The sequence below is a fragment of the Virgisporangium aurantiacum genome (assembly GCF_016863635.1).
Taxonomy (GTDB): Bacteria; Actinomycetota; Actinomycetes; order Mycobacteriales; family Micromonosporaceae; genus Virgisporangium; species Virgisporangium aurantiacum.
This window is the reverse complement of record NZ_BOPG01000018.1, coordinates 1-18965: the sequence shown is the minus strand read 5'-3', so window position 1 is coordinate 18965 and position 18965 is coordinate 1. Positions and strand designations below refer to the sequence as shown.

At 71.9% G+C, this 18965-nt stretch carries 20 protein-coding genes; 13 read left to right on the top strand and 7 right to left on the bottom strand.

Annotated features, from left to right (window positions below):
• Positions 1 to 1071 (top strand): RtcB family protein (locus Vau01_RS14815; protein WP_203992336.1); only part of this gene is annotated, 1071 nt, incomplete at its 5' end.
• Positions 1072 to 1075: 4 nt separating this feature from the next.
• Positions 1076 to 1834, top strand: a complete 759-nt coding sequence (locus Vau01_RS14810) for a hypothetical protein (RefSeq protein ID WP_203992335.1) — start codon at positions 1076 to 1078, stop codon at positions 1832 to 1834.
• Here Vau01_RS14810 and Vau01_RS14805 read toward each other — a convergent pair.
• Positions 1831 to 2328 (bottom strand): MarR family winged helix-turn-helix transcriptional regulator, encoded by a 498-nt coding sequence (locus tag Vau01_RS14805; protein ID WP_239151586.1) that lies wholly within the window; start codon positions 2326 to 2328, stop codon positions 1831 to 1833. The two genes, Vau01_RS14810 and Vau01_RS14805, sit on opposite strands and share 4 nt — an antisense overlap.
• An 84-nt stretch (positions 2329 to 2412) precedes the next feature.
• On the opposite strand from Vau01_RS14805, the gene Vau01_RS14800 reads away from it, so the two are divergent.
• From Vau01_RS14800 to Vau01_RS65235, 9 genes are all read left to right on the top strand, one after another.
• A complete protein-coding gene (locus Vau01_RS14800; protein ID WP_203992334.1) occupies positions 2413 to 3681 on the top strand; it encodes an amidohydrolase family protein in 1269 nt (422 codons plus the stop codon).
• A gap of 13 nt (positions 3682 to 3694) precedes the next feature.
• Positions 3695 to 4081: a tetratricopeptide repeat protein gene (locus Vau01_RS14795; RefSeq protein WP_203992326.1), complete on the top strand. Its 387-nt coding sequence runs from the start codon at positions 3695 to 3697 to the stop codon at positions 4079 to 4081.
• A gap of 115 nt (positions 4082 to 4196) precedes the next feature.
• Entirely contained in the window at positions 4197 to 4379 is a 183-nt protein-coding gene (locus tag Vau01_RS14790; protein ID WP_203992323.1) for a hypothetical protein, read from the top strand.
• A 136-nt stretch (positions 4380 to 4515) separates the two neighbouring features.
• Positions 4516 to 5439, top strand: coding sequence for an ABC transporter ATP-binding protein (locus Vau01_RS14785; protein ID WP_203992322.1), 924 nt, complete (start codon positions 4516 to 4518; stop codon positions 5437 to 5439).
• Entirely contained in the window at positions 5436 to 6197 is a 762-nt protein-coding gene (locus Vau01_RS14780; protein ID WP_203992320.1) for an ABC-2 transporter permease, read from the top strand. Before Vau01_RS14785 ends, Vau01_RS14780 begins: the two co-directional genes overlap by 4 nt.
• Entirely contained in the window at positions 6197 to 7306 is a 1110-nt protein-coding gene (locus Vau01_RS14775; RefSeq protein WP_203992318.1) for a hypothetical protein, read from the top strand. The genes Vau01_RS14780 and Vau01_RS14775 overlap by 1 nt, the downstream gene beginning before the upstream one ends.
• A complete protein-coding gene (locus Vau01_RS14770) occupies positions 7281 to 7949 on the top strand; it encodes a response regulator transcription factor (protein WP_203992316.1) in 669 nt (222 codons plus the stop codon). The genes Vau01_RS14775 and Vau01_RS14770 overlap by 26 nt, the downstream gene beginning before the upstream one ends.
• The gene (locus Vau01_RS14765) at positions 7946 to 9340 is read left to right on the top strand and encodes a sensor histidine kinase (protein ID WP_203992314.1); all 1395 of its coding nucleotides are present in this window, start codon (positions 7946 to 7948) and stop codon (positions 9338 to 9340) included. The genes Vau01_RS14770 and Vau01_RS14765 overlap by 4 nt, the downstream gene beginning before the upstream one ends.
• A gap of 88 nt (positions 9341 to 9428) precedes the next feature.
• A complete protein-coding gene (locus Vau01_RS65235; RefSeq protein WP_373320242.1) occupies positions 9429 to 9875 on the top strand; it encodes a helix-turn-helix domain-containing protein in 447 nt (148 codons plus the stop codon).
• A 60-nt stretch (positions 9876 to 9935) separates the two neighbouring features.
• Here the strand turns inward: Vau01_RS65235 and Vau01_RS14755 are convergent, their stop codons facing one another.
• From Vau01_RS14755 to Vau01_RS14745, 3 genes are all read right to left on the bottom strand, one after another.
• On the bottom strand, positions 9936 to 10544 hold the full coding sequence (locus Vau01_RS14755) for an ATP-dependent Clp protease proteolytic subunit (protein WP_203992309.1): 609 nt from the start codon (positions 10542 to 10544) through the stop codon (positions 9936 to 9938).
• Between the two features lie 61 nt (positions 10545 to 10605).
• Positions 10606 to 11232, bottom strand: a complete 627-nt coding sequence (locus tag Vau01_RS14750; protein ID WP_203992306.1) for a ClpP family protease — start codon at positions 11230 to 11232, stop codon at positions 10606 to 10608.
• A 103-nt stretch (positions 11233 to 11335) separates the two neighbouring features.
• On the bottom strand, positions 11336 to 13198 hold the full coding sequence (locus Vau01_RS14745; RefSeq protein ID WP_203992303.1) for a pectate lyase-like domain-containing protein: 1863 nt from the start codon (positions 13196 to 13198) through the stop codon (positions 11336 to 11338).
• Positions 13199 to 13385: 187 nt separating this feature from the next.
• Here Vau01_RS14745 and Vau01_RS14740 point away from each other — a divergent pair, with 187 nt between their 5' ends.
• Entirely contained in the window at positions 13386 to 14090 is a 705-nt protein-coding gene (locus tag Vau01_RS14740) for a DUF5808 domain-containing protein (protein WP_203992301.1), read from the top strand.
• Between the two features lie 35 nt (positions 14091 to 14125).
• On the opposite strand, the gene Vau01_RS14735 is transcribed toward Vau01_RS14740, so the two are convergent.
• Entirely contained in the window at positions 14126 to 15022 is an 897-nt protein-coding gene (locus tag Vau01_RS14735; RefSeq protein ID WP_239151585.1) for a CE1 family esterase, read from the bottom strand.
• A gap of 110 nt (positions 15023 to 15132) precedes the next feature.
• On the opposite strand from Vau01_RS14735, the gene Vau01_RS14730 reads away from it, so the two are divergent.
• The gene (locus Vau01_RS14730) at positions 15133 to 16149 is read left to right on the top strand and encodes a winged helix-turn-helix domain-containing protein (protein ID WP_203992299.1); all 1017 of its coding nucleotides are present in this window, start codon (positions 15133 to 15135) and stop codon (positions 16147 to 16149) included.
• On the opposite strand, the gene Vau01_RS14725 is transcribed toward Vau01_RS14730, so the two are convergent.
• Positions 16069 to 17013 carry a TIGR03621 family F420-dependent LLM class oxidoreductase gene (locus Vau01_RS14725; protein ID WP_203992297.1) on the bottom strand — a complete coding sequence of 315 codons (945 nt, stop codon included), beginning with the start codon at positions 17011 to 17013 and terminating at the stop codon, positions 16069 to 16071. The genes Vau01_RS14730 and Vau01_RS14725 overlap by 81 nt on opposite strands.
• Before the next feature lie 57 nt (positions 17014 to 17070).
• Entirely contained in the window at positions 17071 to 18765 is a 1695-nt protein-coding gene (locus Vau01_RS14720; RefSeq protein WP_203992295.1) for a discoidin domain-containing protein, read from the bottom strand.
• Between the last annotated feature and the right edge of the window lie 200 nt (positions 18766 to 18965).

The following is an 18965-nucleotide window of genomic DNA, read 5'->3' as shown; positions in this document are numbered from 1 at the left end:
TTCCCGCACATGGCGTTGATGCCCGACGCCCACCTGGGCAAGGGTGCGACGGTCGGTTCGGTGATCCCCACGGTGGGCGCGATCATCCCGGCGGCCGTGGGCGTCGACATCGGGTGCGGCATGGCGGCCGTGCGCACCCGGTACCACCGCGAGGATCTGAAGGCGAACCTGCCCGCGCTGCGCGAGGCGATCGAGCGCGCCATCCCGCTGTCGGCCGGCGTCTACAACACCACGATGACCGAGACGGCGACCCGGCGCGTCGAGACGCTGACGAAGGCGGCGGAGAAGGCCGGCTTCGACCCGGTGAAGTATGCCGGGAACTGGGCGCTGCAGTTGGGCACGCTCGGTTCCGGCAACCACTTCATCGAGGTGACCGCCGACGAGAAGGGCGCCGTCTGGCTGTTCCTGCACTCGGGTTCGCGGGGCGTCGGCAACAAGATCGCCACCCACCACATCAAGGTGGCGCAGGCCGCGATGAAGCGGTGGTGGATCAGCCTGCCCGATCCCGACCTCGCGTACCTCGTCGAGGGTACCGACGAGTTCTGGACCTACATCCGGGAACTGCGCTGGGCGCAGGAGTTCGCGCTGCTCAACCGCGACGAGATGATGGACCGCGTGATCGCGTGCTTCGGCGAGTGGATCGGTGGCGACGTCGAGGAGCTCGAGCGGGTGCAGTGCCACCACAACTACACGACGCAGGAGAAGCACTTCGGCAAGGACGTGTGGCTGAGCCGCAAGGGCGCCATCGACGCGTCCAAGGGGACGCCGGGGCTGATCCCGGGTTCGATGGGCGACGCGTCGTACGTCGTGGTGGGCAAGGGGAACAAGCTCGCGCTCGACTCGTCGCCGCACGGCGCGGGGCGCAACTACTCGCGGTCGAAGGCGCGAAAGACGTTCACCCGCGAGCAGCTGCGCACGGCGATGAAGGGCATCGAGTACCGCGACACCGACGCGTTCATCGACGAGATCCCGCAGGCGTACAAGCCGATCGACGTCGTGATGGAGGACGCGGCCGAGCTGGTCGAGATCCGACACACGCTACGGCAGATCGTGAACGTCAAGGGAGACTGACGGTGTGAACGCTGCCCGGTGGCTCGGCGAACTGGTCTGGGACAAGGTCGAGGGGATCTTCGCCCGGGCCGGGCGCTGGGTCGCCGGGCTGCCGACGCGGGTGGCGCGGCTCCTCGTCGGGCTGTGGGTCGGGCTGCGGAGCGTCCGGCCCTGGTCGGCGGAGTGGTGGCGGTCGCTCGGGCGCGCGGCCACGTGGCGCGCGGTCGGGCGCTGGCTGGGCTACCGGCTGGTCGACGTCCTGGAGATCCTCGCGATCGGTGAGATCTACGAGACGATCGTCGACCTGGTGAAGGTCAACACGCGGCGGCTCACCGAGGAGGAGATCCGCGACGCCAGCACGGTGTTCGGCAGTTCGGTGAACCTGCGGCTGGTGCGGCTCGACATGCGGGCCCTGCTCGGACCGGCCCGCACCAAGCGCGACTACACCAGCTTCCACACGATCAACTGCTGGCGGGAGCACCGCCGCGACGTGCTGATCCACGAGCTGACGCACGTGTGGCAGTACGAGCACGCCGGCGCCATCTACATGCCGCAGGCGTTGCACGCGCAGTTCCGCGGCGCCGGCTACCACTACGGCGGGGCGGCGGGGTTGCGGGCCGCGGAGTGCGGGTTCGACGGCTTCAACCGCGAGCAGCAGGCCCAGATCGTCCAGGACTTCTACCGCCTGCGCCGCGGGCACCCGGACATCGAGGTGTACGCGTCCTTCGTCCAGAATGTTTCCACCCTGACCCCGGCGCAGCTGATCGCCGGCCGCCCGGCCTAGGCGCCGTCTCCCAGCGCGATCAGCAGATCGCGCAACGCGGCGCTCGCGGCTTCGGCCAGCTTCGGGGGGACCGCGTGGAGCAGCGCCGACTGCGCCGCGCCGGCCGCGAGCACGGCCTTCTCGGCGACCGCGACCCCGTCGACGGACAGCCGCACCCAGGAACTGCGGGCATCCGACGCGTCGGCCTCCCGCTCGACGAGGCCCGCGTCGCCGAGGCGGCGCAGCAGGTTGCTGGTGCCGCCGGAGGAGAGCAGGAGCCGCCCGCCGATGTCGGACGGGCGCAGCCGGTACGGCGCGCCGGCCGCCCGCAGCACGGCCAGGATCTCGTACTCCGCCTTGGTGAGGCCGAGCTTGGCCAGTTCGGCGTTGACGCGCTCGGAGAACATCGCCGACAACCGCGCCGCGCGCTTCGACAGCTCGAACGGCATGCCGCTGACCGGTGCCAGCTCCTGGGCCCACACCGCCGAGATCGTGTCGACGACGTCCTTCCGCACGTGGTGATCGTACGTCCACCCGATCCTTGCGCCGGGAAAGCTTTCGAGATAGCTTTCTGAAAAGCTTTCAGCTGAGGGGTTGGCATGGAACTGATCATCAGGGGTGGCCACATCGTGCCGGGCGGCGACCGGCCCGAGCTCCCGCGCGGCGACATCCTCGTGCGCGACGGGGTGATCGCGGCGGTCGGCAGCGGCATCGCGACGCCCGCCGGGTGCGCGGTCGTCGAGGCGGCGGGCCACGTCGTCACGCCGGGTTTCGTCGACGCGCACCGGCACGTCTGGCAGGCACCGCTGCGCGGGCTCGGTGCGGACATGCCGATGTCCCGGTACTTCCCGGAGATCCTCGGCACGGCGCTTCACTCGTACACGCCCGCCGACGCGCGCCTGGCCACGCTGCTCGGCGCGGTCGAGGCGCTCGACGCGGGCGTCACCACGATCTTCGACTGGAGCAACGCCACGCTGACCCCGGAACACACCGACGCCGTCGTCGACGGGTTCGGCGCCGCCGGTGGCCGCGCGGTGGTCGCGCACGCGGCGTCCCCGAGCGAGGACGCGCGGCGCCTGGCGGTGACCGGCGCCGCCAGGGTGACCGGCGGCCGGGTGACCGGCGCGCTCGCCGTGCTCGGCGGTGAGTACGGGGACTGGGACGAGTTCCTGGCCCAGTTACGGTTCGGCCGGGACCTCGGCCTCGTGGTCTCGATGCACGCCGGCGGCCCGATCGTCCGGCGGATGCACGACGCCGGCCTGCTCGGCCCGGACGTCCAGCTGGTGCACCTGAACCGGGTCACCGCCGAGGACGCGGAACTGCTCGCCGCCACCGGCACCCCGGTGGTGGTGACGCCGACCGTCGAGGCCGTGATGGGCCACGGCGCCAACCCGTACGGGCGGCTCGTGGCGGCCGGCGTGCGGCCGGCGCTCGGCGTCGACGTGGTCATCACCACCGCGCCCGACCTGTTCGAGCCGATGCGCGACACCCTGCGCACGCAACGCCTGTCCACCGGTTCCGCCGACCGACCGCCGGCCGGGAGCATCCTCGCCGCGGCGACGGTCGACGCGGCGCGGGCGGTCGGCCTGGCCGACCGGATCGGCTCGATCGAGGTGGGCAAGCGGGCCGACCTCCTCCTGCTCGACGGGCTCTCCCACCTGACCGGGGGCGGGCGCGACCTGGCCGGTGCCGTGGTGTCCTGCCTGACCCCGTCGAACGTCCGCACGGTGCTGGTGGACGGCGAGATCGTCAAGCGCGACGGCCACCTCGTCACCCACGACCTGGCCGCGCTCCGCGCCGAGGCCGCGGCGATCTGTTCCCCGGCCCGCGCCGGGCGATTTATAGTGGAGGAAATCTCCGTCGGGTGATGGAGGTCATGTCATGACCAGTACAGCGCGGGCCCTCGAATGGATGCGCGAGGGCGAGTCCTGCGAGCAGCAGCACAAGACGTCGGCGGCGATCCGGGCCTTCGAGCACGCCGCACAGTCTCCCGATCCGAAGACCGCGGCCGACGCGTGCTACCACCTCGGGCTGCTGCACGAGCAGCAGCACCACATCACGGCGGCGGTGCGGGCGTTCCGCGACGCCACCCGGAGCGGCGACGCCGACACGCAGTCCTCGGCCTACTACCACCTGGGCCGGATCCACGAGCACAAGCACCTGCTCTCCGACGCGTACGCGGCATACCTGCACTCGGCGCGGCTGGGTGGCAAGGACTCGGCGCGGGCGCAGGACGCGATCCACCGCCTCTGGCCGGAGGCCACGTAGCGCCGACCGGACAGTAGGCCTCGTCACACCTGAGCGTAAAAGCCCTTGAGTTCGAGTGCACTCAAGCACATACCGTCGTCCCGTACCGGAAAACTTCTGGAGGGACGGATGTGTGATGACCGGGTTGCCCGAGGCGAACCTGTTGTGGCGCATGGAAAACATGGATGCGCGTACCCGCCGGCACGCCGACGAGCGCGCCGGCTTGCTCGCCCACATGCTGCGGCGGGGGGTGGGTAGCGGCGCCGGCGAGCGGCGCGGTGCGCAGCGGCGTCGCCGCACGGCACCAGCTGTCGGCTGAGCTACACACAACACGGCGCGTCCTCTGAACGGGGGCGCGCCGTGTTCATGTTTCACCGGCGTTCGTCCGGTTTGTGTGCAGGAAACGCACAGGAGTTCTGCGGAACCGGCCAGGTGGGGCTGCGAGCGTCACCGGCATGGATGTGCGGATCGAGGCGCGTGGCCTCACCAAGCGGTACGGATCGACCGTCGCTGTCGACGATCTGACCTTCACCGTCGAGCCGGGACGGGTCACCGGGTTCCTCGGCCCGAACGGGGCCGGCAAGACCACCACGATGCGGATGGTGCTCGGGCTCGACCTTCCCACGTCGGGAACGGTGACCGTCGGCGGCCGCCGGTACGCCGACCTGCCCGCGCCGCTGCGCACCGTCGGCGCGCTGCTCGACGCGCGGGCGCTGCACCCGGGCCGCACCGGGTACCACCACCTGCTCGCGCTGGCGCAGAGCAACCGCATCGCCCGCGCGCGCGTCGACGAGGTGCTCGACGCGGTGGGCCTGTCGTCCGCGGCGCGCCGGCGGACCCGGGCGTACTCGCTGGGCATGAGCCAGCGGCTGGGCGTCGCCGCGGCGCTGCTCGGTGATCCACCGGTGTTGATGTTCGACGAACCCGTCAACGGGCTGGATCCGGAGGGGATCCGGTGGATCCGGGACCTGATGCGCGGCTACGCCGCCGAGGGCCGGACGGTGCTGGTGTCGAGCCACCTGATGAGCGAGATGGCGCTGACCGCCGACCATCTCGTGGTGATCGGCAGGGGACGGCTGATCGCCGACGCGCCCCTCGACGACGTGCTCCGCCGCAACTCCCGGCACGAGTTGCTCGTGCGCACCGACGAACCGGCGCGCCTGGGCGCGTTGCTGACCGGCGCCGGCGGACACGTCGTCGCCCGGCCCGACGACGGGCTCGTGGTGTCCTCTTTGGACGGTGCGGCGATCGGCAGGGTGGCCGCCGCGCACGGGATCGCCCTGTCGGAACTGACACCGCGGCGGGACTCGCTGGAGCAGGTCTTCATGGACCTCACCGCCGCCAGCGTCGAGTACGCGGCCGCCGGGGGTGCGCGATGAACGGCATCGTCCGGTCCGAGTGGACGAAGGTGCGCAGCCTGCGGTCGGTGCTGCTGACGGTCGCCCTCACCGTCGTGTGCGCGGTCGTCTTCGGCGTGCTCATCAGCTCCGGGCAGGCGCGCGAGTACGGGACGCTGTCCGCGGCCGACCGGGCCGCCTTCGACCCCACGTACGTCAGCCTCATCGGCTCGTTCGTGTTCGCCCAGTTGGCGATCGGCGCGCTCGGCGTGCTCAGCGTGACGTCGGAGTACGCCACCGGCACGATCCGGCCGACGCTCGCGGCGGTGCCGTACCGGGGCCGGCTGCTGGGTGCGAAGGCGATCGTGCTCGGCGCGGCCGCGTTCGGCGTGGCCAACGTCGCGGTGTTCGCGGCCTACCTGTCCGGGCAGCCGACCCTGTCCGGCCTGGACGCCCCATCGTCCACATTGGACGATCCGCACGTGCTCCGGGCCGTGCTCGGCGCCGGCTGGTGGCTGACCGCCGTGGCCCTGCTCGGTGTGGGCGTCGGGATGATCGTGCGGTCGACCGCGGGGGCGTTCACCGTCGTGGTGGCGAGCACGCTGCTGATCCCGCTCATCGGCGGCCTCCTGCCGGCCTGGTTCGCACGGTGGTGGCCGACGAGCGCGGGCCAGCAGATCATGCGCGTCATGCGGGATCCGGAGGCGCTGTCGCCGTGGGCCGGCATCACGTGGATGTACGTCGCCGTGGCGGGCGTGCTGCTGCTCGGCTACGTGTCGCTCCGGTTCCGGGACGCGTGATGCGCGGCCCGTTCCGGTCCACTGTGGAGGGTGTGGCGATCGGCGCGGCGGCGGCCGGTGCCATGGCGGTTGTCGCGGTGCTGGGCGTCGCGATGTTGGTGCCCGGCGCCGGCACCGGTGCGCGGGTCCGCGCGGGTGCGGCGGTGGTGGCGCTCGCGGTCGGCGCACCGGTCGACCTGACGGTGAGCGGTACCGCTGTCCCCGGCAGCGAACGGTTGCCGGTGCGCGGTGGGTTGCCGGTCACGCTGGACGGCACCGTGGACGTGATGCCGCTGGGCGTGACGCTCACGGGCGTCGCCGTGCTGGTGCTGCTGTTCGTGTGGCGGCGACGGACGCTGCCCGGCCTGATAGCGGCGTTCCTCGCGTTTGTCGTGGGGATCTGGATTCTGGCGTGGCTCGGGCGGGGTGGGCCGGTCGACGTGGAACGGGTTGCCTCCGACGGCATCGGCGTGGCGTTCCGGGCCGGGGTCGGGTCGGCCGTGTCCGGTGCCGCGCTGCTCGCGGGGCTCGCGCTCGGCGGCTTCCTGCTGCCGGCGGTCTGGCGTCGTCCGATCGCGGCGGTGGCCGTCGTGTTCGGTGGGGTGGCGTTGCTGGGAACCGTGGTGGGGCTCGTGCTCGGCGCGGTCCACGGCGGCACGCGGGTGGCCGGTGCGGCGCTGCTCGCCGGGGCGGACGTGCTCGGGTTGCTGCCGTGGTCGCTCGGCGTTCCGTGGTCGCTCGACGTCGACGGGCCGATCGCCTACGCGCTGCGCGACCGGATCGACGATCCGCTGGGCGGGGGGACGGTGCGGTGGCGATCGGCGTTCATCGTGATGTTCGCGACGGGCGTCATATTGATGAGAATCCTCACGCCGGAGCGTGGCTGGCCCGGGGCCGCGCGGCTTGGTGTGGCGCTGGCCGCCGGATCCGCGGCGGTGACGGCCGCGACGGCCGCGACTGCCACGGCGACCGCGACCGTGTTCGTGATCCAGCTTCCCGCGGCCGGAATCGCCCTGCGGGGCAACGTGTTCGTGGCGGTCCTCGTCGGCGCGGCGGTGGGAACGCTCGCCGGTCTCGTTCCGGTTCCGCCTAGAGTGAGGACGCATGGAGTCCCTCCTCGTCGTCGATGACGAGCCGACCGTGCGGGAACTGCTGTCGGCGACGCTGCGGTTCGCCGGGTTCACGGTGACGTCGGCGGCCACCGGCCGGGCGGCCGTCGACGCGGCGCGCCGCGAACCGCCCGATCTCGTGCTGCTCGACGTGATGCTGCCCGACATGGACGGCTTCGACGTCGTGCGGCGGCTGCGCGACGGCGGGGCGCGGGTTCCGGTGCTGTTCCTCACCGCCCGCGACGCGCCCGCCGACAAGGTGCAGGGGTTGACGCTCGGCGGCGACGACTACGTCACCAAGCCGTTCGACCTCGAGGAGCTGATCGCCCGCATCCGCGCGATCCTGCGCCGCACCGGGGGATCCGCGGTCGACACGATCGTGGTCGGCGACCTGTCGGTGGATCCGGCGGGTCGCCTGGTTCACCTCGCCGGGCGGCCGGTGCGGCTGTCGCCGACGGAGTTCCGGTTGCTGCTCTTCCTGATCCGTAGTCCGGGCACCGTCGTGGGCAAGGCCGAGATCCTGGACCGCGTGTGGAACTACGATTTCGGCGGCGACCACAGCATCGTCGACACGTACATCAGCTACCTCCGCCGCAAGCTCGACCCGCGGCTGATCCGCACGGTGCACGGCGTGGGGTACGTCCTGGACCGGGTGCGGCCATGAGCCGGTTGTCTTTGCGCGCCCGGCTTCTGCTGGCGTGCATGGTGCTGCTGACGATCGGCGTGGCGGTCACCGACACCGTCGCGGTGACGATGCTGCGGCGGCATCTCGTCGACCGGGTCGACAGCCAGCTCCGGTTGCTGGGCGCCGTCCTGACGCGCGTGCCGATCCAGGTGGCCGACCAGCTTCCGGCGGAGTTCCGCACCTCGCTCGACATGATCAGCGACGTGTACGTGGCGGAACTCGCGACCGACGGCTCGGTCGTACGCTCCGCCCGGACGCCGGGCGCGTCGTCGGTTCCGCGCCTGCCCGCCGGTGTCCTGTCGCGGCAGGGCGAGCCGTTCGACGTCCCCGGTTGGCGGGTCATCGTCGGCGAACGCCCCGACGACGGCACCGCGGTCGCCGTCGCGGCCCGGCTCTCGGCCGTCGACTCGACGGTCCGTCGCATGTGGACGGTCAGCACGCTGACGTTCCTCGCGGTGCTCGTGGTGCTCGCGCTGCTGGGGTGGTTCGCGATGCGCGCCGGGCTGAAACCGTTGCGCCGCATGGAGGAGACGGCCGCCGCGATCGCCGGCGGTGACCTGACCCACCGCGTGCCCGAGGTCGCCCCACCCCGAACCGAGGTGGGCCGGTTGGCGTCGTCCCTGAACGGGATGCTGGCGCAGATCGAGCGCGCGTTCGCCGCGCGCGAACGGTCGGAGGCGCGGATGCGGGCGCTGCTCAGCGACGTCAGCCACGAGCTGCGGACGCCGCTGTTCGGCATCAAGGGCTTCACCGAGCTGTACCGGATGGGCGGCCTCCCGTCCCGCGACGACGTCGACCGCACGATGAACCACATCGAACGCGAGGCCACCCGGTTGGCCTCGCTGGCCGAGGACCTGCTGCTGCTGGCCACGGTCGACGAGCAACCCGACGTGCTCGCCCTCACCCCGATGGACCTGCGCACGATCGCGGCGGACATGCGGGGCGACCTGCGGGCGCTCGACCCGTCGCGACCGGTCACGGTGACGGGTTCGGGCGGCGCCGGTCCACCCGGGCGGGCACCCGTTCTCGGTGACGAGGCGCGGCTCCGGCAGGTGGCGACGAACCTCGTCGGCAACGTGATCGCCCACACGCCTCCCGGCACGCCGGTGCGGATCGGGGTGGGAACGGTGGCCGGCGAGGCGATCCTCGAACTGGCCGACTCCGGGCCGGGGATGGACGCGGAGGCGGCGGCCCGGGTGTTCGACCGCTTCTTCCGGGCCGACACGTCGCGCAGCCGGGCGGCGGGCAGCGGCGCGGGGCTGGGCCTGACGATCGTCCGGTCACTGGTGACGGCGCACGGCGGTCGGGTGGACGTGCGGACCGCCCCGGGCGAGGGCGCGACGTTCCGGCTGCGCCTCCCCGAGGCCTGACCGCCGCGCGTGGTTGTCCCGGGTCGCGAGGATTACGCCCGCGGTGAAACGGGGGCCTGCCGCGCGGGGGCGCCGTTATGGTTTGGCGATGGCGGACCTGGTGTTCCTCGACCCGCGGCGGCGGCCCCGGCCGCTGTTGCGCTCGCTCGTCGGCGGCGTGCTGCGCCGCCACCGGCAGCGGCAGCGGCGCACCCTGGCCGACGTGGCCCGGGCGGCCCGGGTGTCGATGCCGTACCTGTCGGAGGTCGAGCGGGGGCGCAAGGAGGCGAGCTCCGAGGTGCTTGCCGCGGTCTGCGCGGCGCTGGGGATCGACCTGTCCGACCTGCTCGCGGAGGTGTGGCAGGACCTCGCGGCGGAACCCGCGGCGGGGCGCGGCGAGCTGAGCCGCCGTGAGCTGAGCCGCGGTGAGCAGGGCCGCGGCGAGCCGAGCCGTCGCGAGCCGGCTCCGGCGTGGCGTCGTCCCGCGGTCGGGCCGGTACCGGGCCCCGGCCGCCCCGTGCGTCGTTCCGGTGACGTGGTTCTCCTGGCGGCATGACCGACAGCGGTGCGACGTCCTGCTGTTTCGCGAACAGCGGAAACGTCGCACCGTCAACGATCAACCGGCGCGGGCGAGGGCCACCTTGCGGCTGCTGATCACGCGGTCGGCCAGGCCGTAGTCGACCGCTTCCTGGGCCGACAGGGTCATGCTGCGATCGGTGTCCGCGCGGACCTTCGACGTCGAGTGTCCGGTGTGGACACTCAGGATCTCGTCCATCTCGGCGCGCACCCGGGCCACCTCCTTCGCCTCCACGGCCAGGTCGGGCAGGGTGCCCCGGGCCTGGCTGGTGGGCTGGTGCAGCGTCACCTTGGCGTGTCGCAGCACCGACCGCCGGCCCGGCGTGCCGGCCGCGAGCAGGGCGGCGGCCGCGGAGGCGGCCTGCCCCACGCAGAACGTGGCGATCGGTGACCGGATGAAGGTCATCGTGTCGTAGATGGCGGTCAGCGCGCTGAACGAGCCGCCCGGGGAGTTGATGTAGAGGCCGATCTCCTGCTCGTTCACGGAGTCCAGGTAGATCAGCTGCGCGATCACCACGTTGGCCACGCCATCGTCGATGGGGGTGCCGAGGAAGATGATGCGCTCGGACAGCAGCCGCGAGTAGATGTCGAACGCGCGCTCGCCGGAGGGCGTCTTCTCGACGACCGTCGGAATCAGGTAGTTGCTCATGCTCTGCCTCCGAAATCCCGCACAGGAGCGGCGCATGAACGCCTCCGCTTCGCTCCGGCGCTCATGCGCCGACTCCGACCCCGACCGGACGACGGGAGATGGTCGGGCGCACGTCGTCGACCCGTTCCAGGATGTGGTCGATGAAGCCGTACTCCTTGGCCTCCGCCGCGTTGAACCAGCGGTCGCGCCGGCTGTCCTGCTCGACGGTCTCCACGGACTGGCCGGTGTGCTCGGCGATGAGCCGGGTCAGCGTGATGCCGATGCGTTCGAGTTGGCCCGCGTAGATCTCGACGTCGGCCGCGGTGCCGCCGAAGCCGGCCGAGCCCTGGTGCATGAGGATCTGCGCGTGCGGGAGGCTGAACCGCTTGCCGCGGGTGCCGGCCGACAGCAGGAACTGGCCCATGCTGCCGGCGAGGCCCATCGCCAGCGTGCTGACGTCGTTGGGGATCAGGCGCATCGTGTCGTAGATGGCCAGCCCCGCGCTCACCGAGCCGCCCGGCGAGTTGATGTACAGGCTGATGTCGCTGCGTGGGTCCTCCGCCGCCAGCAGCAGCAACTGGCCGCACAGCCGGTTGGCGATCGGGTCGTCGACCTCGGAACCCAGCACGATGATGCGTTGATGCAGGAGCCGGGCGGCCACCTGGTCGTCGATCGACCCGGTGAGCCCGGCCATGGTCTGTGTCGTCATACGACCACGATGGAACCGGGAAGCCTTGCGCACCAAAGGAATCTGCTGAGAGCAGAGGACGGCGGGGTGCTCCTGCCCGGCGTGCACCCCGCCGTCCGGCCTGTTACGGAGTCGGATACTCCACGATGTACACCGGGACACCGATCTTCGTCGTGTCGGCCGCGTCGCCCACGCCGTTGACGACGTGGTCGATGGTGCCGGCGCTGAGGTTGACCGTCATGATGTGGTGCAGTTGCACACCCGGACGGTTCGGCACCTCGAACCCGTTCTCCGTGTGGATCGACGGGTTGTTCTGGTTGAACACGTAGACCCCGGCGCCCCACAGGGTGTGGGTGCGTACGCGGTTGCCGACCTTGTAGCCGGCGTAGCCCTCGACGTCGCCGTTCATCCAGTCGGCCTGCGTGGGCGGGTCGTACGGCAGTTCGTTCTGGTAAAGGATCGTCGTGCCGTCGTCGCCGTTCCACACCGTGTTATACCGCTGGAAGTGCTCGACGAACAGGCCGGTGGCCGTCACGTGGTCGCCGTTGATGACCGCGCCGTACCGGCCGGTGTTGATGTTCCAGCGCTGGGTGTCGGTGAAGCCCTCGACGCCGTGGTCGCCGCGCCACACCCAGGTGTGGTCGATGAGGACGTTGTCGCTGTTGACCTCCAGCGCGGTGTCGGCCTTGCCGACGTGCGGCCCGCCGACGCGGAAGTACACATCGGACAGTGTGGTCGGGTTGCGCGGGTCGCTGTGGCCGCGGCCGTGCCGGCTGCCCACCTGGAGAAGAACCTTGGACTCGCGCAGGCCCGCGTCGATCGTCACGCCGGCCACGACGACGCCGGGAACGTCGGCCACACTGAGCGGCGTCGCGCCGTTCACGGCGGTGAGCGTGGCATGCCCGATGCCGAGCACCACGGTGTTCGACCGCTTCACTTCGATGCTGCGGGCGATGTCGTACACGCCCGGGGTCAGCAGCAGGTTCTTGCCGCGGGCGAGCGCGTTGTTGATGCTCTGCACGGAGTCGCCCGGTCGGGCGACGTAGAAGTCGTCGAGCGCGATCGAGCGTCCCGGCGTCATTCCGTTGGCCCACGACACACCGCGGGTGTTGCGACGGGCGTCCGGAACGCGAACCTGGTATTTGCCGCGGGAATCCACGTACAGGTAGGGCTTTTCGCGGCTGACCGGCGTGGTGTCGAGCGTGGTGTACGGCGGGTTCGGGAACGCCGCGTCGTCCGGTGCGCCGACCACGCCGGCGAACACCTGGTTCCACACGCCGTTCGACCAGCCGGCGACCTCGCTGTTGCGGGTCAGCCACTGCTGCTGCGAGCCGTTGGTGGTGGCGGGCAGCCGCGAGTCGGCGATGAACCCGCCGCTGGCGTACTGCGGGCCGGCGGTGCAGTAGTCCATGAGGGACAGTCCGCCGCCGGTGATGTTCAGCCGCCGCATCGACACGGCCTGCGAGACCGCCCAGAAGTTCGCCGACGCGCGGCAGCCGTCGGTGCCCGTCTGATTGATGTTGATCGACAGGTTGGAGATGGTGCGCCAGAAGTTCACCAGCGCCAGGCAGTTCGCGGTGCCACCCTCGGTGAGGCAGCGGTTGTAGACCTCGACCTTGCCGTTGATGACCACGTCGGTGGGCGAGCCGCCGAGACCGGCGACCTCGGTGTAGTAGCCGACCTTGAACTGCAGCGGGTGCTCGGTGGTGCCGTAGGTGCCGGGCTTGAACAGGAACGCCCGGCGCGCGGTGCCCATCTCGTCGTCGACGGAGGCGGCGTGGGCGGCGTCGAGCGTCGCCTGGATCTGGGTGAGGGGCATGCTCGGATCGAAAATCGTGACATTGGACCCGAAGGTGGGCGCGCCGGGCCGGTCCGGGTGGGCCGAGGCGGCGGGCGCGGTGACGGCGATCGCCGTGACGGTCGCCAGCGCGATCACGAGGGTCCGCCCGCGGCGTCGGCCGGGAGGATCCTCGACGGTGGGGGTCATGCGATATGTCCTTTCTCCGGTGGCGGTCGCATTCCGGATTGATCTCGGAGAGCGCTCTCTCGGACGGTCGAGGGGAGACGGATCAGAGGTGACGGTGGATGCGATGTTTCTACCCTGTGAACCGCCCGAGCGCCATGGTCCGACGGTTGTTTCCTATAGGTCGTAGCCTGGGGTGATGGTCGCAATCGTGGGCAGACTGATCGTCGCGGCAGCGGGCGCGCTGGTGGGCGCCGCCGTCGCCAAGGAACTCGACAAGCCGTCCGAGCAGCGCGAATGGCACGGCGAAGTGGGTGGCGTCCCGTACGACTTCCGCCGCCCGAGCGTCGACAAGCTGCGCCGGTCGGCGTGGGACCCCGACAACCCCCGCGTCATCGTCGCACCGGCGTTCGGCGTCGGCTGGGGCGTCAACTTCGCCCGGGTGGCGGAGTGGATCCAGCCCCCGGCGGCGCAGGTCACGGAGCCCGCACCGGCGGCACTGGCCACGGCACCGGCCGCGCCGGCCCTGCCCGCGGCAGAGCCGGCGGCCCCGGCAGCGGCTCCGGCAGCGGCTCCGGCCGTGGACAAGCCGGCGGCGCCGCCGGCCGCGACGGCGTCCGCAGCGGCTCCGGCGGCTCCGGCCGTGGTCCTGCCGTCCGTGGACACGCCGGCGACGCCCACTGTGGACACGCCGGCGACCCCCGCCGTCCCCGCACCCGCCACGCCCGGCACGGCCACTCCCGCCACGCCGGCCGCCACCGTGGCTCCGCCGGCCGCGACGTCCGCCGCGGATACGCCGGCCAAGCCGGCCGCCGCCGTGACTCCGCCGGCAACTCCGGCGACGCCGGCCACGGCCGCTGACACGCCGGCCACGCCCGCCGGGCCGACGGACGCCACCGGCGACTCCCAGGGCTGACCGGGCCGACAACGCCGACAGGGCTGACCGGCGGGTCAGCCGATCCGGGGATGGGCGGCGAAGAACGCCCAGATCACCTCGCCGGCCGTGAACGGCGCGTCGGGCCAGGACAGTGGTCCGCCCGACGCGCCGGGCCAGACGTGGCCCATGCCGGTGACCCGGTGCACGTCGACCGTGCTGCCGTCGGCGCAGGTCGCCACGGTGCGGGTGTCCGCCAGGCTCAATGCCGGGGCGGACGAGGGTGGGCACTTCAGGCGGTCCTGCCAGGCGGTGATCCCGACGTTGTACGAGCCGAAGCTCGGGTCGATGGTTCCGATGATCGTCAGCACCGAGATCGGATCGCGTGGGACGAACCCGGCGTCGTCGGCGCGGGTGCCGATGTAGCCGCCGCTGATCGCGGCGATCGCGGCGAACACGCCCTGGCTCTCGACGGCGGCCCGGAAACTCATGTCGCCGCCGTTCGATATTCCGGTCAGGAATACCCGCCGGGCGTCGACGCCCCACGTCGCCACGAGGTGGCGGGCCAGTTCACGGAGGAACGTGACGTCGTCGGCGTCGCCGCAGCAGGTCATTCCGTTGAACGTGCCGCTCACGCCGTCGGGGTAGGCGACCAGGAAGCCGTGCTTGTCGGCCGTCGCGTCGAGGCCGCTCAGCCCCCGGAAGAAGGACGCGTTGCACGGGCGGCAGTGCAGGCCGATCACCAGCGGCACCGGCGTGCCGGGCACGTAGCCCTCGGGCGCGTGGAGCATGAACGTCCGTCGGACGCCGTTGACGTACAGCGCCTGGGTGTGCGTCCCGGGCGCGGGTGACTGCGGTGCGGCCGACACCGACGGCGGCGCGGAAGAGGGCGGCACCGACGGTGCTGGCGGGGAGGATCCGCAACCCGCCAGCGCGGCGACCGCCACACACAGCACGACAAGACCGATCCGCACAGTTCCCCCTTCGGCCCGTCGACCGTGCGAGCACGATCGGCGAAGAAGCCGGCACCGGTCAACCCCTTCGGCGGAGGCCGAAAAGCGTGCGACCATCGGGGATGCTCCGCGTGAAGCTGACATCCGCCGACCTGGCGCGGGTGCGGATCGTGTCCGGTCCCCATCCGGTCGGCACGGCCGTGCTCGCCAGCCAGGCGTTGCGGGAGCCCGCGGTGGCGGCCGCCGCACCGGCGCTGGCGGCGCGGTTCCGGCGGGCGGCACCCGGCCTCGGTCCGCTGCTGCACCTGCTGCCGGCGCACGGCGTCCTGCCCGATTTTCTCACCCCGCGGGGCAGCCTCGACTCGATCGAGGACGGTCTCGCGACGGTCCGGGCCACGCCCGCCCGCCGGATCCGGTCGGAGGTCGGCGCGACGTGCACCCACCTGCGCCCCACCGCGTCGCGCCGCCGGTTCGCGAGCGCGGATCCGGAACTGCTCGACGCGCTCGTGGCGTCGCTGCGGCACCTCTTCCACGAGGTGCTCGCGCCGGACTGGCCGACCCTGCGAAGGGCGCACCACCGCGACGTCGCCGAACTCGGCCACCGGTACGCACTGTCCGGAGTGGACGGTGTGCTCGCCGGCCTGCACCCGGCGGTCCGGTGGCGGTCGCCGGTGCTGGAGATCGACACACATCGACATCATGCCGAGGTGCGCGCCGGCGGCCACGGCCTGCTGCTGTGCCCGTCACCGTTCGCCGGGCCGCGGCCGCGCGTGCAGATCGAGCCGGGGCGGGCGACGCTCGTCGTGGTCCAGGCCGCGGCGCCGGTCTGGGCCGCGGGCGATCCGGTGGCAAATCTTATGGGACGCACGAGAGCGGCCGTCCTGCGTGCCGCGGCCCGACCGGGACGCCATACCACGTCGACGCTCGCCCGCGACGTCGATGTCAGCCTGTCGTCGGCGTCGGAGCACCTGACCGCGTTGCGGACGGCCGGTCTGGTGGCGAGCGTCCGGACCGGGGGAGCCGTGGTGCACCGCGTCACCGCGTTGGGGCACGGCCTGACGGGCGGATCAGACGAGGCGTTCCACGAGCGGCAGCGCGTCATCGACGTCACCGAGCATGAACGACGTGACGCCCAGCCGCTCGCGTAGCTCGTGCACCTTGGCGACCAACCCGTCGACCGAGCCGATCCACACGTGCGGCGACTCCAGGATGTCGATGGCGCTCAGCTCGACGCCGGTCGCCTGGCGGAGCCGGTCGGCGCGCTCCTGGGCGAGCGGCTTCGCGTTGTCGGTGATCACCAGCGGACCGCCGCTGGGGTAGACGTTCAGTTCCAGCGACGCGAACCGGTCGCCGGCCGCCTCGCGGACCCAGGCCACCTTCTCCTCGGCCGACGCGATGGTGAAGCTGTGTGCGTCGGGTGGCGGCATGCCGTGGGTGGCGGGCCGGATGCGCGGCGCCAGCCCGACGATGTCGGCCTCGCGGGCGGCGAGCGTGAGCGTGCGGCGCCCGCCGCCACCGATGAACAGCGGCGGATGCGGCATCTGCACGGGCTTCGGGAAGCCGTTGTGCCCGTCGAGCGTGAAGAACTCGCCGCGGTACGAGAACGGCAGGTCGGCGAAGCAGCCCTTCAGGACGGAGACCGTCTCCTCCAGCCGCCGCGTCCGGACGGCGGGCGGGTCGAACGGCAGCCCGATCGCGTCGTGCTCCGCCTTGTTCCACCCGGCGCCGATGCCGATCTCCAGGCGACCGCCGGAGAGCACGTCGATCGTGGCGAGGTCCTGTGCCAGCACGGCCGGGTGGCGCAGGCCGCTGTTGAGCACGAACGGCATCACCCGCAGCCGCTCGGTGACGGCGGCGATCGTCGCCAGCACCGGGATCGGCGCGTGCTGTTCGATGAGATGGTCGGGCAGGACGAGACCGGCGAAGCCGGCCGCCTCCGCCCTCTTCGCGGTGGCGACGAGCGTGCGCGCGTCGACGGTCGAGTCGGCGGCGACTCCGAAGAACCTGTACATCGAGCCAGTATCCCCGCTCCGGGTGGCGTCGGCGGCACCACCCGGAGCGGGGAAGCCCTATTTGTAGACCCTCACGTAGTCGACGAGCATCCGGGCGGGGAACGGCGTGGTGCCGTCGACCGGTCCGGGGAAGTCGCCGCCGACGGCGAGGTTCAGGATGAGGTAGAACGGGTGGTCGAACACCCACGGACCGCGGGTCGACTCGACGGTCTCCTTGCTGGCGTAGAACACCTCGACGCCGTCGACCCGGAACCGGATGCCGCGGCTGTCCCACTCGGCCGACCACACGTGGAACCCGCCCGAGAAGTCGGCGCCGCCCGGTGCGGCGTACCTCTGGCCGTACCCGCCGCCGCCGTTGTACTGCGGGGCGTGCAGCGTCGAGTAGCCCTCCAACGTGTTGCGGCCGAGGACCTCCATGATGTCGATCTCGCCGTTGTACGGCCACGGGCGTCCGGTGAGGAAGTCGGCGCCCATCATCCAGAAGGCCGGCCAGAGGCCATTGCCCTTCGGCACGCGGATCCGCGCCTCGATCCGTCCATACTGGACGGTGAACTTCGTGCCGGTGTTCATCCGGTGCGACGTGTACTCGCGTCCACCCGCCGCTTCGCGGCGTGCCTCGATCACGAGCGAGCCGGCGCCGTCCATGTTCGCGTTGTTGTTGTTCGTGTAGTACTGCAGTTCGTTGTTCTGGCCGGTGCCCGGGTCGATCGTCCACTTCGTACCATCGGGCTTGCTGCCGGCGGCGCCGTTGAACTCGTCGCTCCACACCAGGTTCGTGGCCGGGAACACGGGATCCGGCGGCATCGCCGGTGGGGCGACGGGTGCTCCGCCCGTCCCGTAGATCCGGAACTCGTAGAGCGAGTAACCGTACGGCCCCGACCGGGCCGTGCCGTACATGCGTACGTAGCGGCCGGTGCCCGAGGCGTTGATGGTCTCCTTGAAGCCGCGGCCGGTGGTGGTCGAGTAGATCGTGGTCCACGTGCTGGCGTTCGCCGACACCTGGATCTGGTACGCCGTCGCGTACGCCGGATCCCACTGCAGCACCACCTGGGTGATGTTCGCGGTCGCGCCGAGATCGACGGAGATCCATCCCGGGTCGACCCAGCCGGTGGTCGCGCTGGTCGCCCAGCGGGTGGCGGGGTCGTTGTCGAACGCCTTGTCCGGCGTGCATTCCCAGCAGGCGCCGTCGTTCTGGCTCGTCGACGCCGTACCCGGCTTGGCGTACGAGAGCTGGCCGTTGGTCGGCGGGTTGCTGGTGCCGGTGTCACCGTAGACCTGGAACTCCCACAGCGAGACGCCCCACTGGGTGGCCCGCTGCGTCGTGTTCACCCGCACGTACCGCGCGGTGCCGGTCACCGTGAGATTCTGCGTTCCGCCGGTGCCGGTCGTGGTGCTGTAGGCGGTGGCCCAGGTGCTCGCGTTCGTCGACGTCTGCACGGTGAACGCCCGGGCGTAGGCCGTCTCCCAGGTGAGGACCACGCGGGTGAGCGTCGCGGCGACGCCGAGGTCGACCTGGATCCACTGTGGATCGCTGAAGGCGCTCGACCACCGGGTGCCGGCGTTGCCGTCGACGGCGGCGGTCGCGGGGAAGGCGGCGTTCTCGGTGGACGACGCGGTGGCCGGCTTGCCCTGGGAGAGCAGCACCTCGGCGGCGGCGGCCGGCGGCGCGGCGGCGACCAGGTAGGTGGCGACGGCGAGCAGGAGGGTGGCGGCGAGCGCGGGCAGTCGTCTCCGGGGGGATGGGCGGGTCATCGGCACTCCTTCGGGGGGTGATCGCGTGCCGTGTCGGGGGTGCGGGGTGTGGGGCGGTGCTGCGTGCGGCGGTGCGGCGGGCGGTGCTGCGTGCGGCGAGGCGGGGCGGTGCAGCGGTGCGGTGCGGCAGTGCGGTGCGGTGCGGCAGTGCGGTGCGGTGCGGCAGTGCGGTGCGGTGCGGCAGTGCGGTGCGGTGCGGC

What these genes read in the sequence shown, in the direction of transcription:
- Vau01_RS14770 (WP_203992316.1), top strand. Translation starts at nt 7,281, where the DNA reads ATGGAGTCCCTCCTCGTCGTCGATGACGAGCCGACCGTGCGGGAACTG.
- Vau01_RS14745 (WP_203992303.1), bottom strand. Translation starts at nt 13,198, where the DNA reads ATGACCCCCACCGTCGAGGATCCTCCCGGCCGACGCCGCGGGCGGACC.
- Vau01_RS14780 (WP_203992320.1), top strand. Translation starts at nt 5,436, where the DNA reads ATGAACGGCATCGTCCGGTCCGAGTGGACGAAGGTGCGCAGCCTGCGG.
- Vau01_RS14750 (WP_203992306.1), bottom strand. Translation starts at nt 11,232, where the DNA reads ATGACGACACAGACCATGGCCGGGCTCACCGGGTCGATCGACGACCAG.
- Vau01_RS14720 (WP_203992295.1), bottom strand. Translation starts at nt 18,765, where the DNA reads ATGACCCGCCCATCCCCCCGGAGACGACTGCCCGCGCTCGCCGCCACC.
- Vau01_RS65235 (WP_373320242.1), top strand. Translation starts at nt 9,429, where the DNA reads ATGGCGGACCTGGTGTTCCTCGACCCGCGGCGGCGGCCCCGGCCGCTG.
- Vau01_RS14785 (WP_203992322.1), top strand. Translation starts at nt 4,516, where the DNA reads ATGGATGTGCGGATCGAGGCGCGTGGCCTCACCAAGCGGTACGGATCG.
- Vau01_RS14725 (WP_203992297.1), bottom strand. Translation starts at nt 17,013, where the DNA reads ATGTACAGGTTCTTCGGAGTCGCCGCCGACTCGACCGTCGACGCGCGC.
- Vau01_RS14765 (WP_203992314.1), top strand. Translation starts at nt 7,946, where the DNA reads ATGAGCCGGTTGTCTTTGCGCGCCCGGCTTCTGCTGGCGTGCATGGTG.
- Vau01_RS14790 (WP_203992323.1), top strand. Translation starts at nt 4,197, where the DNA reads ATGACCGGGTTGCCCGAGGCGAACCTGTTGTGGCGCATGGAAAACATG.
- Vau01_RS14800 (WP_203992334.1), top strand. Translation starts at nt 2,413, where the DNA reads ATGGAACTGATCATCAGGGGTGGCCACATCGTGCCGGGCGGCGACCGG.
- Vau01_RS14775 (WP_203992318.1), top strand. Translation starts at nt 6,197, where the DNA reads ATGCGCGGCCCGTTCCGGTCCACTGTGGAGGGTGTGGCGATCGGCGCG.
- Vau01_RS14795 (WP_203992326.1), top strand. Translation starts at nt 3,695, where the DNA reads ATGACCAGTACAGCGCGGGCCCTCGAATGGATGCGCGAGGGCGAGTCC.
- Vau01_RS14755 (WP_203992309.1), bottom strand. Translation starts at nt 10,544, where the DNA reads ATGAGCAACTACCTGATTCCGACGGTCGTCGAGAAGACGCCCTCCGGC.